This is a genomic window from Psychrobacter sp. SC65A.3, from assembly GCF_025642195.1.
In the GTDB taxonomy this organism is placed as follows: Bacteria; Pseudomonadota; Gammaproteobacteria; order Pseudomonadales; family Moraxellaceae; genus Psychrobacter; species Psychrobacter cryohalolentis.
Map to the genome: position 1 here is coordinate 2,416,312 of NZ_CP106752.1, position 19,605 is coordinate 2,435,916.

18 protein-coding genes and 1 tRNA gene are annotated in these 19,605 nt (G+C 42.7%); 4 read left to right on the top strand and 15 right to left on the bottom strand.

The window, feature by feature from the left end; translation table 11 throughout:
- Nucleotides 1-50 precede the first annotated feature (50 nt).
- From accD to OEG80_RS10285, 5 genes are all read right to left on the bottom strand, one after another.
- Nucleotides 51-1,004 carry an acetyl-CoA carboxylase, carboxyltransferase subunit beta gene (gene accD, locus OEG80_RS10265; RefSeq protein ID WP_263240703.1) on the bottom strand — a complete coding sequence of 318 codons (954 nt, stop codon included), beginning with the start codon at nucleotides 1,002-1,004 and terminating at the stop codon, nucleotides 51-53.
- 262 nt (nucleotides 1,005-1,266) lie between these two features.
- Nucleotides 1,267-2,085, bottom strand: a complete 819-nt coding sequence (trpA, locus tag OEG80_RS10270) for a tryptophan synthase subunit alpha (protein WP_263240704.1) — start codon at nucleotides 2,083-2,085, stop codon at nucleotides 1,267-1,269.
- A 23-nt stretch (nucleotides 2,086-2,108) separates the two neighbouring features.
- Nucleotides 2,109-2,597 (bottom strand): HNH endonuclease, encoded by a 489-nt coding sequence (locus OEG80_RS10275; protein WP_181210824.1) that lies wholly within the window; start codon nucleotides 2,595-2,597, stop codon nucleotides 2,109-2,111.
- A 184-nt stretch (nucleotides 2,598-2,781) separates the two neighbouring features.
- Entirely contained in the window at nucleotides 2,782-3,984 is a 1,203-nt protein-coding gene (trpB, locus tag OEG80_RS10280) for a tryptophan synthase subunit beta (RefSeq protein ID WP_173936725.1), read from the bottom strand.
- A 180-nt stretch (nucleotides 3,985-4,164) separates the two neighbouring features.
- Nucleotides 4,165-4,848 (bottom strand): phosphoribosylanthranilate isomerase, encoded by a 684-nt coding sequence (locus tag OEG80_RS10285; RefSeq protein ID WP_263240705.1) that lies wholly within the window; start codon nucleotides 4,846-4,848, stop codon nucleotides 4,165-4,167.
- A gap of 137 nt (nucleotides 4,849-4,985) precedes the next feature.
- Between OEG80_RS10285 and OEG80_RS10290 the strand changes: the two genes are divergently transcribed.
- Complete coding sequence (locus OEG80_RS10290; RefSeq protein ID WP_263240706.1) at nucleotides 4,986-6,611, top strand: cryptochrome/photolyase family protein; 1,626 nt, start codon at nucleotides 4,986-4,988, stop codon at nucleotides 6,609-6,611.
- 172 nt (nucleotides 6,612-6,783) lie between these two features.
- Here the strand turns inward: OEG80_RS10290 and OEG80_RS10295 are convergent, their stop codons facing one another.
- Nucleotides 6,784-7,551 (bottom strand): DUF4230 domain-containing protein, encoded by a 768-nt coding sequence (locus OEG80_RS10295; RefSeq protein ID WP_263240707.1) that lies wholly within the window; start codon nucleotides 7,549-7,551, stop codon nucleotides 6,784-6,786.
- A gap of 749 nt (nucleotides 7,552-8,300) precedes the next feature.
- Here OEG80_RS10295 and OEG80_RS10300 point away from each other — a divergent pair.
- Nucleotides 8,301-10,019: a proline--tRNA ligase gene (locus tag OEG80_RS10300; protein WP_263240708.1), complete on the top strand. Its 1,719-nt coding sequence runs from the start codon at nucleotides 8,301-8,303 to the stop codon at nucleotides 10,017-10,019.
- A 103-nt stretch (nucleotides 10,020-10,122) separates the two neighbouring features.
- On the opposite strand, the gene queF is transcribed toward OEG80_RS10300, so the two are convergent.
- The 4 genes from queF to OEG80_RS10320 form a co-directional block, all read right to left on the bottom strand.
- Complete coding sequence (gene queF, locus OEG80_RS10305) at nucleotides 10,123-10,980, bottom strand: NADPH-dependent 7-cyano-7-deazaguanine reductase QueF (protein ID WP_263240709.1); 858 nt, start codon at nucleotides 10,978-10,980, stop codon at nucleotides 10,123-10,125.
- 114 nt (nucleotides 10,981-11,094) lie between these two features.
- On the bottom strand, nucleotides 11,095-11,868 hold the full coding sequence (locus OEG80_RS10310) for an ABC transporter permease (RefSeq protein WP_011512829.1): 774 nt from the start codon (nucleotides 11,866-11,868) through the stop codon (nucleotides 11,095-11,097).
- Between the two features lie 179 nt (nucleotides 11,869-12,047).
- Nucleotides 12,048-12,995 (bottom strand): ABC transporter ATP-binding protein, encoded by a 948-nt coding sequence (locus OEG80_RS10315; RefSeq protein ID WP_149492904.1) that lies wholly within the window; start codon nucleotides 12,993-12,995, stop codon nucleotides 12,048-12,050.
- A gap of 239 nt (nucleotides 12,996-13,234) precedes the next feature.
- Complete coding sequence (locus OEG80_RS10320; protein ID WP_263240710.1) at nucleotides 13,235-13,903, bottom strand: c-type cytochrome; 669 nt, start codon at nucleotides 13,901-13,903, stop codon at nucleotides 13,235-13,237.
- Between the two features lie 298 nt (nucleotides 13,904-14,201).
- On the opposite strand from OEG80_RS10320, the gene OEG80_RS10325 reads away from it, so the two are divergent.
- Nucleotides 14,202-14,278: transfer RNA gene (locus tag OEG80_RS10325), tRNA-Arg, on the top strand.
- Between the two features lie 191 nt (nucleotides 14,279-14,469).
- Here the strand turns inward: OEG80_RS10325 and OEG80_RS10330 are convergent.
- Nucleotides 14,470-14,829 carry a hypothetical protein gene (locus OEG80_RS10330; protein ID WP_020442788.1) on the bottom strand — a complete coding sequence of 120 codons (360 nt, stop codon included), beginning with the start codon at nucleotides 14,827-14,829 and terminating at the stop codon, nucleotides 14,470-14,472.
- 35 nt (nucleotides 14,830-14,864) lie between these two features.
- On the opposite strand from OEG80_RS10330, the gene OEG80_RS10335 reads away from it, so the two are divergent.
- Complete coding sequence (locus OEG80_RS10335; RefSeq protein WP_263240711.1) at nucleotides 14,865-15,665, top strand: NAD-dependent deacylase; 801 nt, start codon at nucleotides 14,865-14,867, stop codon at nucleotides 15,663-15,665.
- An 11-nt stretch (nucleotides 15,666-15,676) separates the two neighbouring features.
- Here OEG80_RS10335 and OEG80_RS10340 read toward each other — a convergent pair whose 3' ends face one another.
- The 4 genes from OEG80_RS10340 to OEG80_RS10355 form a co-directional block, all read right to left on the bottom strand.
- The gene (locus OEG80_RS10340; RefSeq protein ID WP_263240712.1) at nucleotides 15,677-16,675 is read right to left on the bottom strand and encodes an adenosine deaminase; all 999 of its coding nucleotides are present in this window, start codon (nucleotides 16,673-16,675) and stop codon (nucleotides 15,677-15,679) included.
- Between the two features lie 91 nt (nucleotides 16,676-16,766).
- Nucleotides 16,767-17,291, bottom strand: coding sequence for a TPM domain-containing protein (locus OEG80_RS10345; RefSeq protein ID WP_020442785.1), 525 nt, complete (start codon nucleotides 17,289-17,291; stop codon nucleotides 16,767-16,769).
- Between the two features lie 91 nt (nucleotides 17,292-17,382).
- Nucleotides 17,383-18,546 (bottom strand): TPM domain-containing protein, encoded by a 1,164-nt coding sequence (locus OEG80_RS10350; RefSeq protein WP_263240713.1) that lies wholly within the window; start codon nucleotides 18,544-18,546, stop codon nucleotides 17,383-17,385.
- 260 nt (nucleotides 18,547-18,806) lie between these two features.
- The gene (locus OEG80_RS10355; protein WP_263240714.1) at nucleotides 18,807-19,439 is read right to left on the bottom strand and encodes a LemA family protein; all 633 of its coding nucleotides are present in this window, start codon (nucleotides 19,437-19,439) and stop codon (nucleotides 18,807-18,809) included.
- Between the last annotated feature and the right edge of the window lie 166 nt (nucleotides 19,440-19,605).

Genomic DNA, 19,605 nt, shown 5'->3' on the forward strand with positions numbered 1-19,605 from the left:
ATTATAAAACAGCTGCTTGAATCTAACCCACGTGTTTTTATTTTTACTACCTACTGAGCATCAACGTTGGGTACGCTACACAGTTTTGCCAGCAGACGATAAATAGTATCAATCATTTGATGACGATGTACCACTTCGTCAACCACACCATGCTCTAGCAAAAACTCTGCACGTTGAAACGGCTCTTCTAGTGTCTCACGTACTGTCTGTTCAATCACACGCTTACCAGCAAAGCCAATCATGGCTTTTGGTTCTGCTAAGTGAATGTCACCAAGCATCGCAAGAGATGCGGTCACACCGCCATAAACAGGATTGGTCAGTACCACGATATATGGCACGCCAGCAATTCTCAAACGCTCAATTGCTGCTGCTGTTCTTGCCATTTGCATGAGTGATAGCAAGCCTTCTTGCATACGCGCACCACCAGAGGCAGCGAAACAGACCAAAGGTACTCTATCTGCGAGGGCTTTTTCGGCAGCTTGAACAAAACGGTCGCCAACCACCGAGCCCATAGAGCCACCCATAAATCGGAAGTCAAACGCACAAGTTACGATATCGAGATTGCGTAATTTGCCATGTAGCACAATCAACGCTTCACTCTCTTTCGTTTTTTCTTGTGCTTCTGCCATGCGATTTGGATACGGCTTACTGTCTACAAACTTTAGCGGGTCTTTGGCGGTAAACTCTTGCCCAAGCTCGCCTTCTACTTGATCAAGCAGCCAGTTCAAGCGCTCACGAGCACTCATCGGTAAATGATGGTCACAATGCGGGCACACGTAACAGTTAAAAATCAGCGCTGTATTGGTAATGATCGAATGGCAGCTGCTGCATTTTGTAGAAAGCTCTGTCTCTACAGCGGTCAATTGCGCCGTTAATTGCTGTTTGATACCCGGAATCGGGCGCTCAAACCATGATTGACCGGCTTTATTGCCATTCTGCTGCAGGCTTGTACTATCATTATTTATATCAGGTTTTGTCATCGTATCAGTCATATTATTCGCCATTATCTAAGGCTTATTGGCAAGCTCACTTGTGCACTTGTCCGTAAGAGTCCATTTATAAGAATCAGTTTAATCGTCACATATCCTCATGACTTTAGCAATTATAAGGCACGCTAATGCATAACTGTGACCATTTATATGTGATGTTAGTTTACACACGTAAACTAACTTTAGCAAAGCCATTTGCCTGTGTCTTTATAAACATTGTTATAAATAGCCTCATAAATATTGTGACGATAACTTGCCCAACTTTTTGAGCGGGTGCTTATAAACTATCGAGTGCGCCGCGTAACTCATCCATTTTTGCCATAATTTTTTGCTGAGCATTAGCGACTGCAGCGATATCATTGGCATCGATATCAGCAAAGTTCTGCACCAATGCACTACCGACGATAATACCATCCGCATGAGCACCAATTGCTTTGGCAGAAGTTGCATCACGAATACCAAAGCCCACACATACTGGCAAATCCGTCTCTGCTTTAATGGCTTGTACTTGCCTTGCAACATCGTCAGTATCTAGCGTTGCTGAACCCGTCACGCCTTTTAAAGACACGTAGTAGATATAACCACCGCAATGGGTCAATACTTGCTGACGACGTTCAGCCAGCGTAGTTGGTGATAATAAGAAAATCTCATTCATCGCGTGCTCAGTCAAATGCTGGGTAAAGCTACCCGCCTCGCTTGGCGGCAAATCAACCATCAAAATACCATCGACGCCTGACTGCTCGCATAGCGCAACAAAGTTATCATAACCGATAATCTCTACTGGATTGAGGTAACCCATCAGGATAATTGGCGTCTGCGTATCTTGCTGACGGAACTCTTTGACCATCTTTAGTGCATCACGAGTGCTCGTACCCGCTGCTAAAGCGCGCTCACCAGCCAATGCGACCGTTGGGCCATCTGCCATTGGGTCAGAAAATGGTAAGCCCACTTCAATCATATCTGCGCCATGCTTGACTAAATCATGCAGCAAGCCAACAAAGTTGCTTGGATTGGGATCGCCTGCCATCACATAAGGGATGAGTGCTTTTTTATTTTGTGCTTTTAGGGTTTCAAAGGTGCTTTCAATTCGGGTCATAGTGGTCTCTTATAATTTTAAAATTAATTTGTTGTCATTGAATCGCGTAAGGCACGCATCTGTTTAATAGAATTCTCAAAACTCGCTTGGGCGGTTTCTATAATGGCATCGACTTGAAAGACTAAGTCAGCATCTAACTGACTAATAAGAGATTTCTGATGCCAATTCTCAATATATGCTAAGCGTTCTACATAAACCGAATTGGGTAGATTTTGACATTTAATAACTAAGAATTCTCGCCAAGGCATTTCTCTTTTTTCATCACCATTACAAATATTGCATGCCAGCACAAAGTTATAAACGTCATTGCTACCTCCATCTCTTACAGCATGCAGGTGGTCAAGATGACCTTTGCGACTATTAGGCTCAATAACTATATTGCAGTAAGCACATTTATTATCAAAGTAATTCCAAACTTGCTGCTTCTGGGACTTATTAGGATGAGTGTCTATAACTTGTAATAGGCTACGTTTAATCTGATTTTTTGCCATAGAAGGTGTGACTTTTGCCATTTTGCTAACCCTCTGCTTTTTCAAAAAATTCTATAATGGAAAACCCTTCTTAATAGGCTATCTAGCGCGTTTTTCAAAATCGAATAATATAAATTTATATTGTGAACCCTCTATTAGATTTAATAGAGGGCATTATGAAACTTAATGAATAATATACTAATAACTTTTAAGCTAGAAAATGACTCTAAAGCTCAATCCCTTCTGCCTTCATCACCGAATGCAAATCTTTATCGCCACGACCAGACATATTGACGATAATAGTTTGATCAGGAGTCATGGTTTTAGCCAGCTTCAGCGCATAAGCAACCGCATGAGCAGATTCAAGCGCCGGAATGATGCCTTCTTTACGCGTGACTTCATGGAAGCCCTCTAACGACTCCTTATCGGTACAACCAACATATTCAACACGCTTCATATCTTTTAAGAAGCTATGCTCAGGACCAACACCAGGGTAATCAAGACCTGCGGAGATAGAATGGGTTTCTTGGATTTGACCTTCATCATCGGCCATCAAGTAAGTACGGTTACCGTGTAATACACCAATACGACCAGCAGCTAATGGTGCAGAATGACGACCCGTCTCAATACCATCACCTGTTGCTTCCACGCCATACATTTTGACATCAGTATCATTTAAGAAATCAAAGAATAGACCAATGGCATTTGAGCCGCCGCCAACACAAGCGACTAGCGCATCTGGTAATTTACCCGTCATTTGTAAATGCTGAATACGCGCTTCTTTACCAATAATTGCTTGGAAGTCGCGTACGAGTAACGGATAAGGATGCGGACCTGCAACCGTACCGATAATATAATACGTGCTATCCACATTGGTAACCCAATCACGCATAGCTTCATTCATCGCATCTTTGAGAGTACGTGAGCCAGATGTTACCGGCACAACTGTCGCACCAAGTAGGCGCATACGATAGACGTTCATCTTTTGACGTTCAACATCGTCCGCGCCCATATAAACGATACACTCTAGTCCCAAACGTGCGGCAATCGTCGCCGTCGCAACGCCATGTTGCCCTGCTCCAGTTTCTGCAATAATACGTTTTTTGCCACTCATTTTGGCAAGAAGCGCTTGACCAATAGTATTATTGACCTTATGAGCGCCAGTATGGTTTAAGTCTTCACGCTTAAAGTAAATTTGCGCACCGCCAATCTCATCACTTAGACGCTTGGCATGATATAAAGGCGTTGGACGTCCGACATAGTTGACCAAATCATTGTGATATTCTTCCCAAAATGCAGGGTCTTTTTTGACTGTGTTATATAACGTTTCTAGCTCTTCTAACGCTGCCATCAAGGTTTCAGAGACAAAGCGTCCGCCGTGGACGCCAAAATGTCCTCGCGCATCAGGATACTGGTTAAAATCTTGCACGCTTTCTGGATTGGTAAAGCTATTAATAGCGTGTGCGGTGGCAGATACATCTTTGTTAGCGACATGACTCATGGTAATTCCTACTGTAATAAGTGGTATTTTTTAGGATAGCTGTTTTTTGGAAAAACTATAGGGAAAACTGTTTACATAGTTTGCTTTGGCAATTTGACAGCGGCAAAGCTAACTATTTATATTCGAAGGTTCGCTAAGCGTCTCGTTTTGCCATCGGTCGCGTTTGACTGATTTCATAAAGGCATGCATTTTTCCAACGTCTTTTTTGCCTTTATCAGACTCAATCCCACCGCTGACATCAACGGCATAAATTGGTAAGTCATAAGTGGCAGCGACATTATCGGCATCAAGTCCACCGGCTAAGATAATCGGTAGTGAGCTGTCATTCGGTATCAGACTCCAGTCAAAGCGTGCGCCTGTACCGCCATACTTATGCTGATGGTAGGCATCTAGTAAAATGCTGCTTGCGCCTGCTGCGGCAAAACTGTCAATTTGCATATTCACACTCTCAAGCGCATCCTGTTCAGTATTGACACGCAACGCTTTAATCCAACGTTTATTGACGAGATTTGCCAGCTGACGGCACTGCTCGGGCGTTTCATCGCCATGAAATTGGATAATATCAAAAGAGACATGATTTGCCAGTTCAATAAGCTCATCTTCAGGCATGTTGACGATCAAAGCCACCACACTGATAAAAGCCGGTACTGCCGCACTCAATATTTGCGCCTGCTCGATTGTAACCGCACGAGGACTTGGTGGATAAAACACCAAGCCAATGGCGTCCGCATTGAGCTTAACAGCAGCTTTAATATCATCAAGTTGAGTAAATCCACAAAACTTAACGTGCATGAGGTGACCTTGCTAAAGACTGAATATGATGATTTGTTAATAAAGGAGCAAATCAATTGCATCCAAAAACTTATCCTAGCATACTTTTATTCATAGTTTTGTTTATGATTGCGATTGATTAATATGGGAATAGATGAATGTCTAAAACGGCGGTAGCGATAAAAAATAATTCACACAACAAAGTCGAGGATAGTCATCAGTTGCATTACCTCATGTGGTTTCGCCGTGATCTACGCGTTCATGACAATACTGCTTTGGCTGCCATTTGTGAGCGTGCAAACGAAGACAATGCTCAGCTCAGCGCGGTTTTTTTTCTCACCCCTGAGCAGTGGCAGACACATAATATGTCGCTTACACAGCTTGATCATATTGCGCGAACACTTCCTATCCTCGCAGAAAAACTGCACCAGTTGAACATCATTTTAACCGTGCAGGTCTGCCCTAGTTTTACTGATTGTATAACTATGTTGAGCGCATTATGTGAGTCAAATAATATCAGCTGCGTGATGGCAAATCATGAGTACGAAGGTAATGAGGTTGCGCGGGATGAACTGTTAACCAAACAACTTGCAAACAACGAAATTGAGTTTATCCGCTGGCATGACCAATGTATCTTACCACCGAAAAGTATCACTACCAATGATGACAGCATGTATCAAGTGTTTACCCCATTTTATAAAAAATGGCGGCAGACCTTGGAGGTTAGTGACATACAAATTCATACAGCCCTTGCCATCATAGATAATAAACAAGTTAATTTAACATTATCAGAAAACAGTGCAAATCCTACTCAAGATATAGAGGCATTGTGCAAAAAAATTGTCCACGACTATCAAGAATATCTACAAACTCATAAATCCTATCAACATATAGATAAAGACAAGCAAATTAGCCAAGCGCGCCTTGCCTATCCTGCTGGCGAAGTTGCTGCTTGTCATCGATTAGAGCACTTTATCTCGGATGATATCAATAACTATGATGTGAGCCGCGATGTGCCAAGCTTACAGGCGACCAGTCAGCTATCCGCTTACCTTACTATTGGAACAATCAGTCCTAGACTGTGCTACTTACAAGCTACTCAGGCACTAGGGGAATTACATAGAAATGATGGTGACAACTTTGACAGCGGTGACAATAATGACATCAACCGCTGGATAAGCGAGCTGGCTTGGCGAGATTTTTATCGCCATGTTTTAGACTATAAGCCTGAGCTTATCCGCCATCAGGCTTATAAATATGAGACTGATAAGAAAATCAACTGGTCGTATGATGAAGATGCTTTTGCAGCATGGCGTGAGGGCAAAACGGGTGTGCCCTTAGTCGATGCAGCGATGCGCTGCCTTAATGCGACAGGCTTTATGCACAATCGCTTGCGCATGGTGACGGCGATGTTTTTGACCAAAGATTTATTGATTGATTGGCGCTGGGGTGAGCGTTACTTTATGCAGCAGCTGATAGACGGTGACTTTGCGTCTAATAATGGTGGCTGGCAGTGGAGCGCATCAACAGGTACAGATTCTGCGCCCTATTTTCGTATTATGAATCCCTTTAGCCAAGCTAAAAGCCATGACCCTGATGGGATATTTATTAAGACTTGGATACCTGAGTTAAAATCGATTCCTACCAGCATCTTGCATAGCGAGGATAAAATGCGCAAGGCTTTGAGTAAGAATGGTACCTTTGCAGATATTAATTATCTTGTGCCAATCATTGAGCATAAACTGGCACGCCAATTAGCGATTGCTGAATTTAAAAAAGAGTAGTATCTATAGTTAGAATATCTCAAAAAACGCTACAGTGCTGCTGGTATAAATTTTTTGCAGCCTCTGTCTGCGTAGGCACAGCAAGCAAGAAAAATTAATATCAGCAGTACTTGATGTATCGATATTACTGTTCCCTGACTATACAACCATTATCTGCTGAGAATGGGTTTAATTATTTGTTAACCGTAGCAGTTGCCGATGCTGAAGCGACTGAAGACAACTGGCATGAACCAGCACCTTGCGTGGTGACAGTCACTATGGCGCCAGTTAATGCAAATAATTGCTGTAACTGAGTTTGCGCGTTATCTAACGCCATTGTCATGACATCACCGCGGCAAGCACGTTCAAGCACCTCGGCTTTTGCCATGCTTTGTGCTTGTTTTAGGATTTTTGGATCGACTTGCATCATACCAAAAGCCCCCGTTTGCCAATCGTAAATCTCGATATCATCTAGATAGACTGAAAATATCTCTGATGGCGGCAGCGTAATATTAATTTGGGGCATAATAGAAATGGAGGCATTAGCATGAGCGTTTTCAGCATTATTTATTTCCGACTCGGTAGGCTGTATCACTTGTACCATCTCAGGTGTCAATGCGCTCAAGTCAATGCCTGCCTCTACGCGACCACGAGCAATAAATAGCGCCTTTTGCTCATCTTGCCATAGCTTCATCCAACTGCCTGAACGCTGACTAGTAATCACCGTATCAACGCTGAATGCCACCGTCTCCAAACGATTTAACTTCTGAATTTGTGTCACCACACCCTCACGAGTGATGGTTTCTATGGGCTCTTCTTTGGTAATATTCTGCACAGTATAGATAGCGAAAACGATGGCTGCGAGACCAGCAAGCAATACGATCCACGACATCATAGCGATAGATTTTTTCGCTTTTGAATCAGTCGTATCAAGAGGAGTTCGATTATCAGAACTGTTCATATAAACACCTTTATGGTTTTATCATAATTTTATCGATTATTTTTATAACTATAGTCGATTCCAAATAGAACAGATACGTTATATTCCAACGCGGAACTGCTGTAAACTTTACTGGCATGCTATGCCTACGCTGACAGAGGCTGCGTAAAATTCATTTCAGTCCCGCTATATTGTTTTAATGCTGAATTCACTATACCTATTATTAGAACTACACAAAAAATCACGTACTAAATAATAAATGCTGTTTTTAAGCAGCAACTTCAAGTAATGACTACCAATACTCTACATAATTACCAATAATACACTTTTCAAAAAACCACTTATTCATTTGCTATAAATACATTTAGAACTGGTAAATAATCGAGTTATAGCTGTCTGATTCAACCCTTTAAGTAACCTTCGCTCTGAAAAAACAAAAAGTCATTGCGTCTTAGGCGAACTTTACCTAACATAGTCAGGTTGTATGCTTAAAACATCGGTATACAGGTATTTTTCGAGCTTTATGCTAAAGACAGCGCTCGATGAAGTCTGATATTTTTATACAAAATAATATGTTATATCCTTTTTTAAATGCTGTTTACGAACGCACTGCTCACTAGCGTACTGTCTGTTGTAGTATTTTCTAGCTAGGGCATGTCCTACACTATTACCAAGTAATAACAGGTCATCTTGCGTCGGCTATCAAACCACACGCTCAATATCCTACTATTTCTTATTTATTTTATCGTCGATAAGGTTCCGCTTTATTTATGAAAGCCAGTCAATTTTTATTTGCCACGCTAAAAGAAACACCCAGTGATGCAGATATCGCTTCAAGCCAATTAATGGTTAGAGCCGGTCTGATTCGCAAAATCGCTTCTGGATTATATATCTGGTTGCCAATGGGTTTGCGCGTATTGCAAAAAGTCGAGCGTATCGTTCGCGAAGAGATGCAAAATATCGGCGCTCAAGAAGTGCTTATGCCGATGACTCAGCCTGCTGAGCTTTGGCAGCTGACCGGACGTTTTAACGACTATGGTCCTGAGCTACTACGCTTTAAAGACCGTCATGACCGCGATTTTGTATTGGGACCGACTCACGAAGAAGTCATCACCAATCTTGCCCAAGGCGAGCTGCGCAGTTATAAGCAATTACCGATTACTTTCTTTCAAATTCAAAATAAGTTCCGTGATGAGATTCGTCCACGCTTTGGTGTGATGCGCGCACGCGAATTTACCATGAAAGATGCTTATTCGTTCCACGTTGACCAAGCGTCACTGGCAAAGACGTATGATGAGATGTATGACGCTTATACACGCATATTCACGCGCTTAGGTCTTGATTTCCGTGCGGTACAAGCCGACACTGGCTCAATAGGTGGCTTTGCCTCTCACGAGTTCCATGTCCTAGCAGACAGCGGCGAAGATGATATTGCTTTCTCTGATTCGTCTGAATATGCTGCCAACGTTGAGCTTGCAGAATCTGTGAGTACGGCAGAACGCCAGCCTGCGACGATGGCTCGCGAGAATATTGATACCGTCAATATGCCAACCTGTGAAGCCGTTGCTGAGCATTTAAATGTCCCACTTGCTACAACCGTCAAAACATTGATTGTGCAAGGTCATACGCCAGAAGGTGAGCCGCAGCTTATCGCTGTAGTATTACGTGGCGACCATACACTAAACACCATAAAAGCCGAAAAAATTGAAGAGGCCAATGTTCCTTTAATGATGGCAACGGAAGAAGAGCTAAAAGCCGCTGGTCTGCACAAAGGCTATATCGGCGTTGAGCTTAATATGCCCGTCTTTGTAGATCGTGCAGCAGCGGCATTGTCCGACTTTGTCTCTGGTGCCAATGAAATTAACAAGCACACGACGGGTATGAATTGGGAGCGTGACGCGCATATCACCCGTATTGTTGATATTCGCAATGTACACGAAGGCGATCCTTCTCCTGATGGTAAAGGTACGCTACAGATCAAACGCGGTATCGAAGTCGGTCATATCTTCCAGTTGGGTGATAAGTACTCACAAGCGATGAACTGCACGGTATCAGGTGAAGATGGCAAGCCGGTCACTTTGATGATGGGTTGTTACGGTATTGGCGTCAGCCGTATTATCGCTGCTGCTATTGAGCAAAACAACGATGAAAACGGCATTATGTGGCCATCAACGCCAGATATTAGTGATTCTTTAGCACCTTTTGAAGTCGCTATCGTACCAATGAAATCAAAAGAAGACACCGTTATGGAAACAGCAACGGCATTGTACGAGGAGCTAAAAGCTCTTGGTATCAATGTATTGCTTGATGACCGTAATGAGCGCCCAGGTGTGAAGTTTGCTGACCTTGAGCTGATTGGTATTCCGCATCGTATCGTAGTATCTGACCGTAACTTGGCAGAAGACAAGTACGAATACGTTAATCGCCGTGATAGTGAAAAGCAACTACTTAGCCGTGATGAAGTAGTTGCTAAAGTCAGCAGTAAATAGTGCAACGATAAAATTAGTACCATAAAAAGCGCCTATCTCATATAATGAGATAGGCGCTTTTTATTCTTAGAGATTTATTTAACAACCATTCACAATGCTTTTATTATTGACGAATCAAACGACTAGGCACAGGCAATAATGCAATATCGCTCACACGACAAGGATTGATATCAATGCCACCACGGCGTGTATACCAAGCACGAACCATGAGCTCACTTGGCTCATAGCATTGACTCAAATCAGCAAATATCTGCTCAACACACTGCTCATGAAAGCCATTATGCTGACGGAAACTTAATATATAACGCAGCATATTTGCGTTATTAATGGGCTTATTACTGGTTATCGAAACTGCCAATGTCCCCCAATCTGGCTGATTGGTCACCGGACAATTACTACGTAATAGATTAGAATAAAAGCTAAAAGCTTTACCATCTACTATGTGAGCGTCACTTGAATTATGTTCTAATAATGACGCATCAGGATGCAGCGTTAATGCTACTTTCTCAGTACTGTCCGCTAGTGCATCATCAATACAAATGCCATCAGGCTGGGCGATCAATAGCCCTGAATGCTCATCCTCTAAATCAAACAATTCAACATTAACTTCAGCTTGTACGCATTTCGACAAATCTTTCGCTATCAGCGTTTGTACTGTTTCCCAACTACCAAATTCAGTAAAGTTGATACTATTTAGATAAAGCTTCAATGACTTTGATTCAACAATAAATGGCGAGCTTGCCGGAATGCCAAAGCGTGCTATCGCGACCTGCGATATACCTTGCTCATTTAACCATGACAGCTCAAATGCCTGCCACCAATCGATACCTATCTCTAGCTTATCATCCTGCCAACCAATGACCTCTCGCCCCATGCTACGAGCAATAGGATATAACGTCTCTGGACTATACTCAGTTGGATAATCAGTGGTTTGTTCACCCAAGATACCGTGGATACTCATTGGTATTTCCTAATAGTAATGATTGAAATTAAATAATATTTAAAGTTTTAGTAAGATTATTAACCAGTTCAAGTGCTCAAATGGAATGAAAGATTTATATAAACCTTACTCTTCCTACAAACGTACGCGCGAGCCGTCACTTAATAGTCGATAGGCAATGGTATAAAATATCGCACAAAAAGCAAAAATAGCGCCCATTGAATACCAGACATTGACGTCAGAATAGCCCAAAATCCCATAACGGAATGAGTTGACCATATAAACGATTGGGTTCAATAATGAGATATTTTGCCAAAATGGTGATAAGTTTTCCATCGAGTAAAACACCCCGCCAAGATAGGTCAGCGGCGTTAATACAAAACTTGGAATGATGGAGATATCATCAAAAGAGCGGGCAAATACAGCATTAATAAAGCCGCCCAATGAAAACAGAATAGAGGTGCCAAGGACAGTAAATATGGTCACAAATAAATGTTCAATACCCAAATCAGTAAAGAACAGCGCCACAATCGAGACAATGATACCAATCGCTAATCCGCGGAAAATACCACCGCTGATATAGCCCATCAAAATAGCATGTTTTGATACGGGCGAGACCAAAAGCTCCTCGATACTGGCGGTGAATTTGGCACTAAAAAAACTTGAGACCACGTTAGAATAGCTGTTAGTGATGATTGCCATCATAATCAAACCAGGCACGATAAACTGCATATACGGCACACCGCCCATTTCACCCACACGTGGTCCAATCATCTTACCAAAGATGACAAAATACAGGCTCATGGTAATGACTGGCGGCAATAACGTCTGCGGCCAAATACGTAGAATTCGGCGCACTTCTTTGACCAAAATAGTGCGAAATGCAATCCAGCGTTGTGCAAAGTTCATGCGGTATCTCTCCTAAGCGCCTATGCTTGCTAGAGTAAATAGTCTCTAGTGCAAACAGAGTTGCCTATCTGATTATTCTATTTAATATACATGTTGAATGAAGACTTATTAATACGGTCTTGTTATTCATAAAAATTCGTTATAAAACCCAACTTTCAAAGGTAGCTAATGCTAAAGAGCTACGAGCTTAAAGGCTCATGTAGGCTTTTATCTACCAGACGCATAAACAGCTCTTCTAAACGGTTGGCTTTATTACGCATACTCGCAACCGTAATACCTTGCTCAGACAATTGAGTAAAGACACCATTTAACGACTCACCTTCTGTCAATGTTACCTCAATCGTCAAATCATCCGGCTGCACGACATCCGTCACACCAGCTAATACTATTTGATGTGTTAACGGAGTCGCCACATCAAAGACAAAAGTCTCAACCGATAACTGCGCAAGCAAGTCTTTCATTTCAGTATTGATACGAATTTCACCGTGATCCAAAATCGCGATACGCTTACACAGCTGCTCAGCTTCTTCAAGATAATGCGTAGTTAGAATAATGGTGGTGTTTTCTTCAATATTAATCTGTTCCATAAACTCCCACATTGAGCGGCGTAGCTCAATATCAACCCCAGCAGTCGGTTCATCTAATATCAATAGACGTGGCTTATGTATGAGCGCCCGTGCAATCATCAATCGACGCTTCATACCACCTGAGAGCTCACGCGATTTACTGTCACGTTTGTCCCAAAGTCCCAAAGCTTTGAGCAACTTCTCTGCACGCGGTTTTGCTTCCTTTGCTGCAATGCCAAAATAGCCTGCTTGAGTAATAAGAATGTCTTCAACTTTTTCAAACTGATTAAAGTTAAACTCTTGCGGTACTACGCCCAAAAATTGCTTGGCTTTTGAGGGATCAGATAACAAGTCCGTACCAAAGATATGGACACTACCCGCTGTTGGCTTAAAGAGCGAGCTGATGATGCCAATCATCGTTGACTTACCAGCACCATTTGGTCCCAGTAATGCAAAAAATCCCCCTTGCGGAACCGTAAGACTGACATCTTTTAATGCCGAAAATCCGTTGCTATAAGTTTTGGATAAATTCTGAATCGATAGTGCTGGTACTTCAGACATGAATACCTCTTTATGAATGATTAATCTAAAAAATGCTGTATCAGCATGCCAATTCTTATAATTGTTGCTGTCGTGTATTAATGTGAGGCTTAAGGGAAGCTATTTCAACGGTGGTATATCATAACGACGACATGAGTCCTATCAATCATACATAAAAAAGCACCTACCTCACTATGAGATAGGTGCTTTTTATTTATTGCCTTTTAAAGTGCGATATTAAAGCACCTTAGCCATAAAAACTAGCTGGCTTCACCAACCATATAATCAACGGCATTTTGCACTTCTTCATCAGGGATATCTGCGCCGCCTTTGGCAGGCATAGCATTGAAACCATTGATAGCATGGGTATATAGGGTATCTTTACCTTTTGCTATACGAGGTCCCCAAGCACCCGCATCACCTAACTTAGGAGAGCCAAGCAGTCCTGACGCATGACAAGTTTGGCATACCGCGTTATAGACTGCTTTACCATCACGAGGACCATCGCCTGCAGCTGGACCAGCAGAACGAGCCGTCACGTCACAAACTTCATCTTCTTCAAAACATATTTTGGCAACAGGCTGAATACGAGCAATCAGGTTCGGATATAACGCAATCAATTTCTGTACTTGCGGCGTATCTTGTGGAATTGGCTCTTCAACAACAGCTGGTGCGGCTGCCGCAGCTGGTGTATCTGTTGCTGTCGCGTCTGCTTGTACAGTTGCATCAGCAGAAGCAGCGCCATCCGTGGTGTCAGCCGCCGCTTGAGGCTCATCACCTAGCTTTTGAGGGGCATTTTCGACAACCTCTTTGCCTTCTGCGACAGCAGATATAGTAACGGGTGTATCTATAGCACTTTCAGCTTGGCTCACAGCGATACTAGCGATTCCTAGAATGGCAGCTGCCGATAACATAACTACTTTTCTCATTCGTCACGTTCTCTTATTACGTATACAAGGGTCAGCAAGACTTAGACATTCTGTCTGTCCTCCTTTGACAACAAACCGTTGTCAATAGCAAACAGCCATCCCGCATGCGAGCGCACTTGTAATCGGTGATTATAAATATGGATTCTCCCTGACATTATAAGGGAAAAGACGGGTAGATTGCCATGCCTGTTTGCGGACTATGCTGTTTTTTCTTAAAAAACCTCAATAGCTGGCTTCATTCATTGGCTTTATGACTTTTATTTGTTAGACTAAGCGGTCTTTATTTCTAGGCACTTTTGCGCTCGTAGCTCAGTTGGATAGAGTATCGGTCTCCGAAGCCGAGGGTCGTGGGTTCGATTCCCGCCGAGCGCACCAATCATCGTATTACCCCCTTCCCTAGCATTACTTAACATCGATAAAATCATTTAAAACAAAACCTTGAAGTTTTTATCATTAATAAGCTCGTCTGTTAATACCTATAAAATGTTGTATATATTGTTGTCAATTCCATTTTATGCTGACTTATGACGGAGTGTTACTTCTCCTAGCTAAATATTCGTACCAATCTACTCTGCCTCTTGCAAATTGGCATCCAGTTGCGCACGGCTAGGTACACGCTGATAATTAATCACTGGTATATCACCCAAACGGCGTTGACTAGCAGCAAGCTTGGGGTCGATCGTAATCATCGCGATTTTTATATTTTGTCGAGTAACGAGCAAATGACTGCCCTTTCGTGTCACTCGATAATCAGGAAAATACTGCTTAATCATCTCCGCCGTCTTTTGTAAGGCGTCATTTATCGGTTTTTTCTTATCTTTTGACTTTGTATCATGCAAGTTATTTGGTGCACGTGATTTTGCAAAAAACCATAATCCAACGATAACTGCCGTCAATATGACAAGCCACCAAATTCCGTCTATCATAAGAAAGGATATCCATTATTAGCAAGGGTTAGCTTATGTTAGCAGAATTATCATCAGCGTTAATAGCAGAAGTAGAGCGTGCTGCCGAACTATTAGAATCAAAACAGCATATTTGCCTTTTAACTGGCGCAGGGATTTCAGCAGAAAGCGGCATTCCGACTTTTCGTGATAAGCAAACTGGCTTGTGGGAGAATTATCGGGCTGAGGACTTGGCGACACCAGATGCCTTTACTCGCGATCCAAAGCTGGTTTGGTCATGGTATCAATGGCGCAGACAGCTCGTGGCTAGTAAAAAACCCAATCCTGCCCATACAGCATTGGCACAGTGGCAGTATCACAGTCAATCGACTAATCAGCAACTGACCCTCATTACTCAAAATGTTGATGATTTGCATGAGCAAGCAGGTAGCGCTGTTACCCACCTGCATGGCAATCTATGGCGTAACCGATGCAGTCAATGTCAGACACCTTATACAATCCAATTAAAAGGCGCTTATAACAGCGAGAATAGCATCAGCTTTGATGAAGCTCTAATGACTTGCCAGCATTGTGATGGTTATATCAGACCTGATATTGTGTGGTTTGGAGAGTCGTTACCGATGCGGGCATGGCAGACAGCAGAGGAAGCTGCCGCGAATTGTGATGTATTTATTAGTATCGGTACTTCTAGCCTCGTCTATCCCGCTGCTGGATTGGCACAACTGGCAAAACATAACGGTGCCAAAATTATCGAGATAAATCCTTATCCGACACCAAATACGCTAGTCGATATTACTCTGGCAGCAAAAGCTGGTGTCATCCTGCCAGAGTTAGTAAAAAGAATGGGCGTACTATAATAGACAAACCATTAACCTACCGCTTGATCGACTTTGTCCAAATACTGCTGCTTTAGCTCATCACTGATAAATGACGATCTAAAAGAGTTTTTTACCAAGGTGATAATATCATCTTCTGTTAATGGCAAATTCTCACTGATATTAATAAAGTTCTGATTGATATAGCCTTTAAAATAAGCAGGGTCATCTGAGTTGACCGTGATATTTAGACCATAATCTAGCAGCTCTTTGATGTTGTGCTCTTTATAATTGTCAAATACTCTCAACTCGATATTAGAATTCGGGCATACGGTGAGCGGCATCTGCTCATCTTTTAGACGCTGCATCAGCTCAGCGCTTTTAATAGATTGCACGCCATGATCGATTCTACTGATATCCAATAAATCCAACGCTTCATAAATGTAAGAGAAATCCGCTTCTTCGCCAGCATGGGCAACCAACTTAAAGCCTTCCTCTTTTGCCTTTTTAAATACCTCTATAAACTTCGATGGCGGATTGCCTAATTCTGAAGAATCTAAACCGACACCGATAATATCGTCTTTAAATGGTAATGCTTGCTCTAACGTCTCAAATGCTTCTTCTTGTGATAAATGCCGTAAAAAGCACATGATAATACAAGAGGTAATACCGTATTGTGCTTTGGCATCAGCCAGTGCACGTTTGATGCCTGTTATGACTGTCTCAAACGCCACGCCTCTTGCCGTATGCGTCTGCGGATCAAAAAATATCTCTGTATGAATGACATTGTCCTCAACACATTTGAGAATATATTCCCATGTCAAATCGTAGAAGTCATCCTGCGTAATCATGACATTGGCACCGGCATAATAGATGTCTAAAAACGTCTGCAGATTGGTAAAGTTATAAGCATTACGCACATCTTCTATATCTTTATAAGGAATCTCTATCTGGTTCTTTTTTGCCAATCTAAACATAAGCTCAGGCTCGAGCGAGCCTTCAATATGTAAATGCAGTTCTGCTTTTGGCAGTCTTTTTATTAGATCAATCATAATATTCCAGTATTGGCGTTATATATCGGTTATTTATTAAATATAGCGATAAGTGTTTAGTGTAATCTTTCATGCTGATGGCCGTCAGGGTTTATTTTAAAAAAACCACCGTATCAGACAGCTCATTACCTGATGGGTTTTGCTCCAGATGATAATACTGGCGCAGTACTTGACCAACCTCATCGAGCAATTCAGTCAAGCTTTCTTCTGTCTTCTGATTGGCAATACCGACTACCGCTTTGTCACACATTGCGCGCCAAACTGTTGGGCTAACATGGGCACTGATACCGCGATCAGCGACGATTTCAAGCTTGTGCTCGCAAACATTGACGTATATCAGCACACCCGTGTTTTCTTCAGTATCCCACACTCGATACTCACTAAATAAATCAATCGCACGGTCACGGCAGTCGCTATGATAGGCCTCTTGAATAGGCAAATGATTTTCTACGATCAAAAATACCTCGCCGCGGTGACCTTGCTCAGCAAGTGTCACCCGCTCTGTCAACCGAGCTTTTGCCGCGGGCGTTAACCATTTACTATGCAAAACGGGGATAAATAAGACTTGTCGCCACCAGCGGGCAAAGCTGGATTTTGAAGCGTTATTCTCTGCCATGATACTATTTCCTCAAGTACGTCATTACTAATGGTTATTTAGTGTCTTTACTAGGTAGCTATGAAGCCACTGAAAAACAACGGGCTAATGCTTACCAAGAACCGCCAGCGCCGCCACCACCAAAACCGCCACCGCCACCACCAAAACCGCCACCACCAAAACCACCGCCGCCGAAGCCACCGCCGCCGCCCATACCCGGCAGGAATATCATACCACCGCCTCTACCTCCTTTACCGCCGCCAGACCCGCCTTTACCGCCGCCGCGTGAAATCAAGAACAGCCATAAAAATATCGCCATGATGATGGTCATAAATAGACCACCGCCCAATGCTAGTGAACCTGCAACAAAACCACCGGCCGTCAGCACTGAACCGAATACTCGACCAAATATACTGGTAATAAAGCTACCAAATATCATCGCCATGATGAATAGAAAAATAGGAGATGGCAGCTCGTCTGAGCCTTGTTGGGTAGTACGTTCAGCTGCCTGCGCATCGGCACGAGCAAGCACTTCAGGATCAGCAGATAAACGACTTTGTAAGGCCGTTACGCCTGCCAATATCCCTGCTCCATAATTATTTTGCTTAAATAATGGGGTAATATCCTCTCGAATGATGCGATTGACCGCCGCATCTGGCAGTACACCTTCGAGTCCATAACCTGTCAATATATACATATCACGGTCATTGACAGCGACAACCACAAGCAAGCCATCATCGATATCTTTACTACCCAGCTGCCATTTTTCAGCAACTTGCAAGGCATAATCAAAGATAGGCATGCCATTGGTAGTTGGGACAATCACCACTGCTGCTTGTGCCAAACCTTGCTGATAAATTGTACGTAGCTGTGCTTCTAAGCGCTGCTTCTCTTGTGGGTTTAAGATATTAGCTTGGTCGATGACAGGATTGTTTAAAATCAGTTTGTCTACATCGACACTGTCAGCAGTTGATTTAACAGGGGGACGTTTGGTCGCATTTGCCTCTGCCACGCCCTCATTATTGGACGCATTAGGATTGATAGCTTCATTACCGAGTATGGTTTCGTTAATCGCCTCATTGCCTAAAACAGCATCATTAATAGCTTCATTGGATTCAGCGGCTTTTGCAATAGCCACTAAGTCTTCCACACTGCGATTTTGCGTGGTGCTATCGGCAGCAAGCGTACTGTCATCGGGCGCCGCATACAATGTAGACGCGCTACCAATAGTAAGGGCGAATAACAACGCTGCTAGGGGTGTTTTTAAATGAGTCATTAACTGTATACCACCTCAAGTCAGATCTTTACTAAATTAATAAATAGAGCGGCAATCAGTAAGTATTTAATCGGTACTTGATGCTCTACCTGTTTTTAATGCCTTAACGATATAAATAGGCTTTAAGAGACGCTTATATTTAATATTAGACGCAACCTATTCATACCAGTAAGAAACGCTAGGACGGCTACACAATTCGTTTAATAGATGAAGCATACCCGCGTGAAATAAACGCATGATTCATCATTATTGACTTGCTGCTATTGAGCCGTCTTTGACTCGCCATTGTCAAAATCCACGCTTGGTGCAGTAGAAATCTCTTTTTCGTTCGCGACGCTAAAGTTTGGTTTAGCACTCATCCCAAATACTTTTGCCGTAATATTGGTTGGGAATTGACGTACAGTCGTATTGTAGCCCTGTACTTCTTGGATATAGCGGTTACGAGCAACGGCGATACGGTTCTCAGTACCTTCTAATTGCGCTTGCAAATCTTGGAATAGCGCATCAGATTTCAGTTCAGGATAACGCTCAGACACTGCCATCAAACGTGATAGTGCACCCGTCATCTGTTCTTGCGCCGCCGCATAACGCTCCATCGCTTCAGGATCATTAAGTACTTCTGGCGTTACGGTAATACCACCAGCGCGTGAGCGGGCTTCAGCCACTTGTGTAAAGACTTCCTGCTCTTGCTTGGCATACTGCTGTACTACTTTTACCAAGTTTGGCACCAAATCCGAGCGACGTTGATATTGGTTGACCACCTCTGACCACGAAGCCGTCACTTGCTCATCTTGAGCCTGAAGATTATTATAACCACAACCTGTCAAGCCGACAGTAGACGTGGCTAATACAGCTGATAGCAAGATGGGTTTTACAATGGATTTACGGGTCATTGTGGATTCTCCTAATAATGATAAATATCAAACAACTGATAACAAAATTTTAAAATGGCTTTTGACTGCTTTTTTTGATACTGACTTCAATACTATGACTATATAAGCTTATATTTTGTAGCCTACAATATGTTGTGCTAATAATGGCGCTATAACGCTTTTTTTA

Excerpts from the sequence above, each read along its gene's own strand:
- OEG80_RS10295 (WP_263240707.1), bottom strand. The coding sequence starts at position 7,551 with ATGAACAGTTCTGATAATCGAACTCCTCTTGATACGACTGATTCAAAA.
- trpA (WP_263240704.1), bottom strand. The coding sequence starts at position 2,085 with ATGACCCGAATTGAAAGCACCTTTGAAACCCTAAAAGCACAAAATAAA.
- OEG80_RS10335 (WP_263240711.1), top strand. The coding sequence starts at position 14,865 with ATGTTAGCAGAATTATCATCAGCGTTAATAGCAGAAGTAGAGCGTGCT.
- OEG80_RS10275 (WP_181210824.1), bottom strand. The coding sequence starts at position 2,597 with ATGGCAAAAGTCACACCTTCTATGGCAAAAAATCAGATTAAACGTAGC.
- OEG80_RS10330 (WP_020442788.1), bottom strand. The coding sequence starts at position 14,829 with ATGATAGACGGAATTTGGTGGCTTGTCATATTGACGGCAGTTATCGTT.
- OEG80_RS10290 (WP_263240706.1), top strand. The coding sequence starts at position 4,986 with ATGTCTAAAACGGCGGTAGCGATAAAAAATAATTCACACAACAAAGTC.
- OEG80_RS10315 (WP_149492904.1), bottom strand. The coding sequence starts at position 12,995 with ATGTCTGAAGTACCAGCACTATCGATTCAGAATTTATCCAAAACTTAT.
- OEG80_RS10345 (WP_020442785.1), bottom strand. The coding sequence starts at position 17,291 with ATGGCAGAGAATAACGCTTCAAAATCCAGCTTTGCCCGCTGGTGGCGA.
- OEG80_RS10340 (WP_263240712.1), bottom strand. The coding sequence starts at position 16,675 with ATGATTGATCTAATAAAAAGACTGCCAAAAGCAGAACTGCATTTACAT.
- accD (WP_263240703.1), bottom strand. The coding sequence starts at position 1,004 with ATGGCGAATAATATGACTGATACGATGACAAAACCTGATATAAATAAT.
- OEG80_RS10310 (WP_011512829.1), bottom strand. The coding sequence starts at position 11,868 with ATGAACTTTGCACAACGCTGGATTGCATTTCGCACTATTTTGGTCAAA.
- queF (WP_263240709.1), bottom strand. The coding sequence starts at position 10,980 with ATGAGTATCCACGGTATCTTGGGTGAACAAACCACTGATTATCCAACT.
- OEG80_RS10320 (WP_263240710.1), bottom strand. The coding sequence starts at position 13,903 with ATGAGAAAAGTAGTTATGTTATCGGCAGCTGCCATTCTAGGAATCGCT.
- OEG80_RS10285 (WP_263240705.1), bottom strand. The coding sequence starts at position 4,848 with ATGCACGTTAAGTTTTGTGGATTTACTCAACTTGATGATATTAAAGCT.
- OEG80_RS10350 (WP_263240713.1), bottom strand. The coding sequence starts at position 18,546 with ATGACTCATTTAAAAACACCCCTAGCAGCGTTGTTATTCGCCCTTACT.
- OEG80_RS10355 (WP_263240714.1), bottom strand. The coding sequence starts at position 19,439 with ATGACCCGTAAATCCATTGTAAAACCCATCTTGCTATCAGCTGTATTA.
- OEG80_RS10300 (WP_263240708.1), top strand. The coding sequence starts at position 8,301 with ATGAAAGCCAGTCAATTTTTATTTGCCACGCTAAAAGAAACACCCAGT.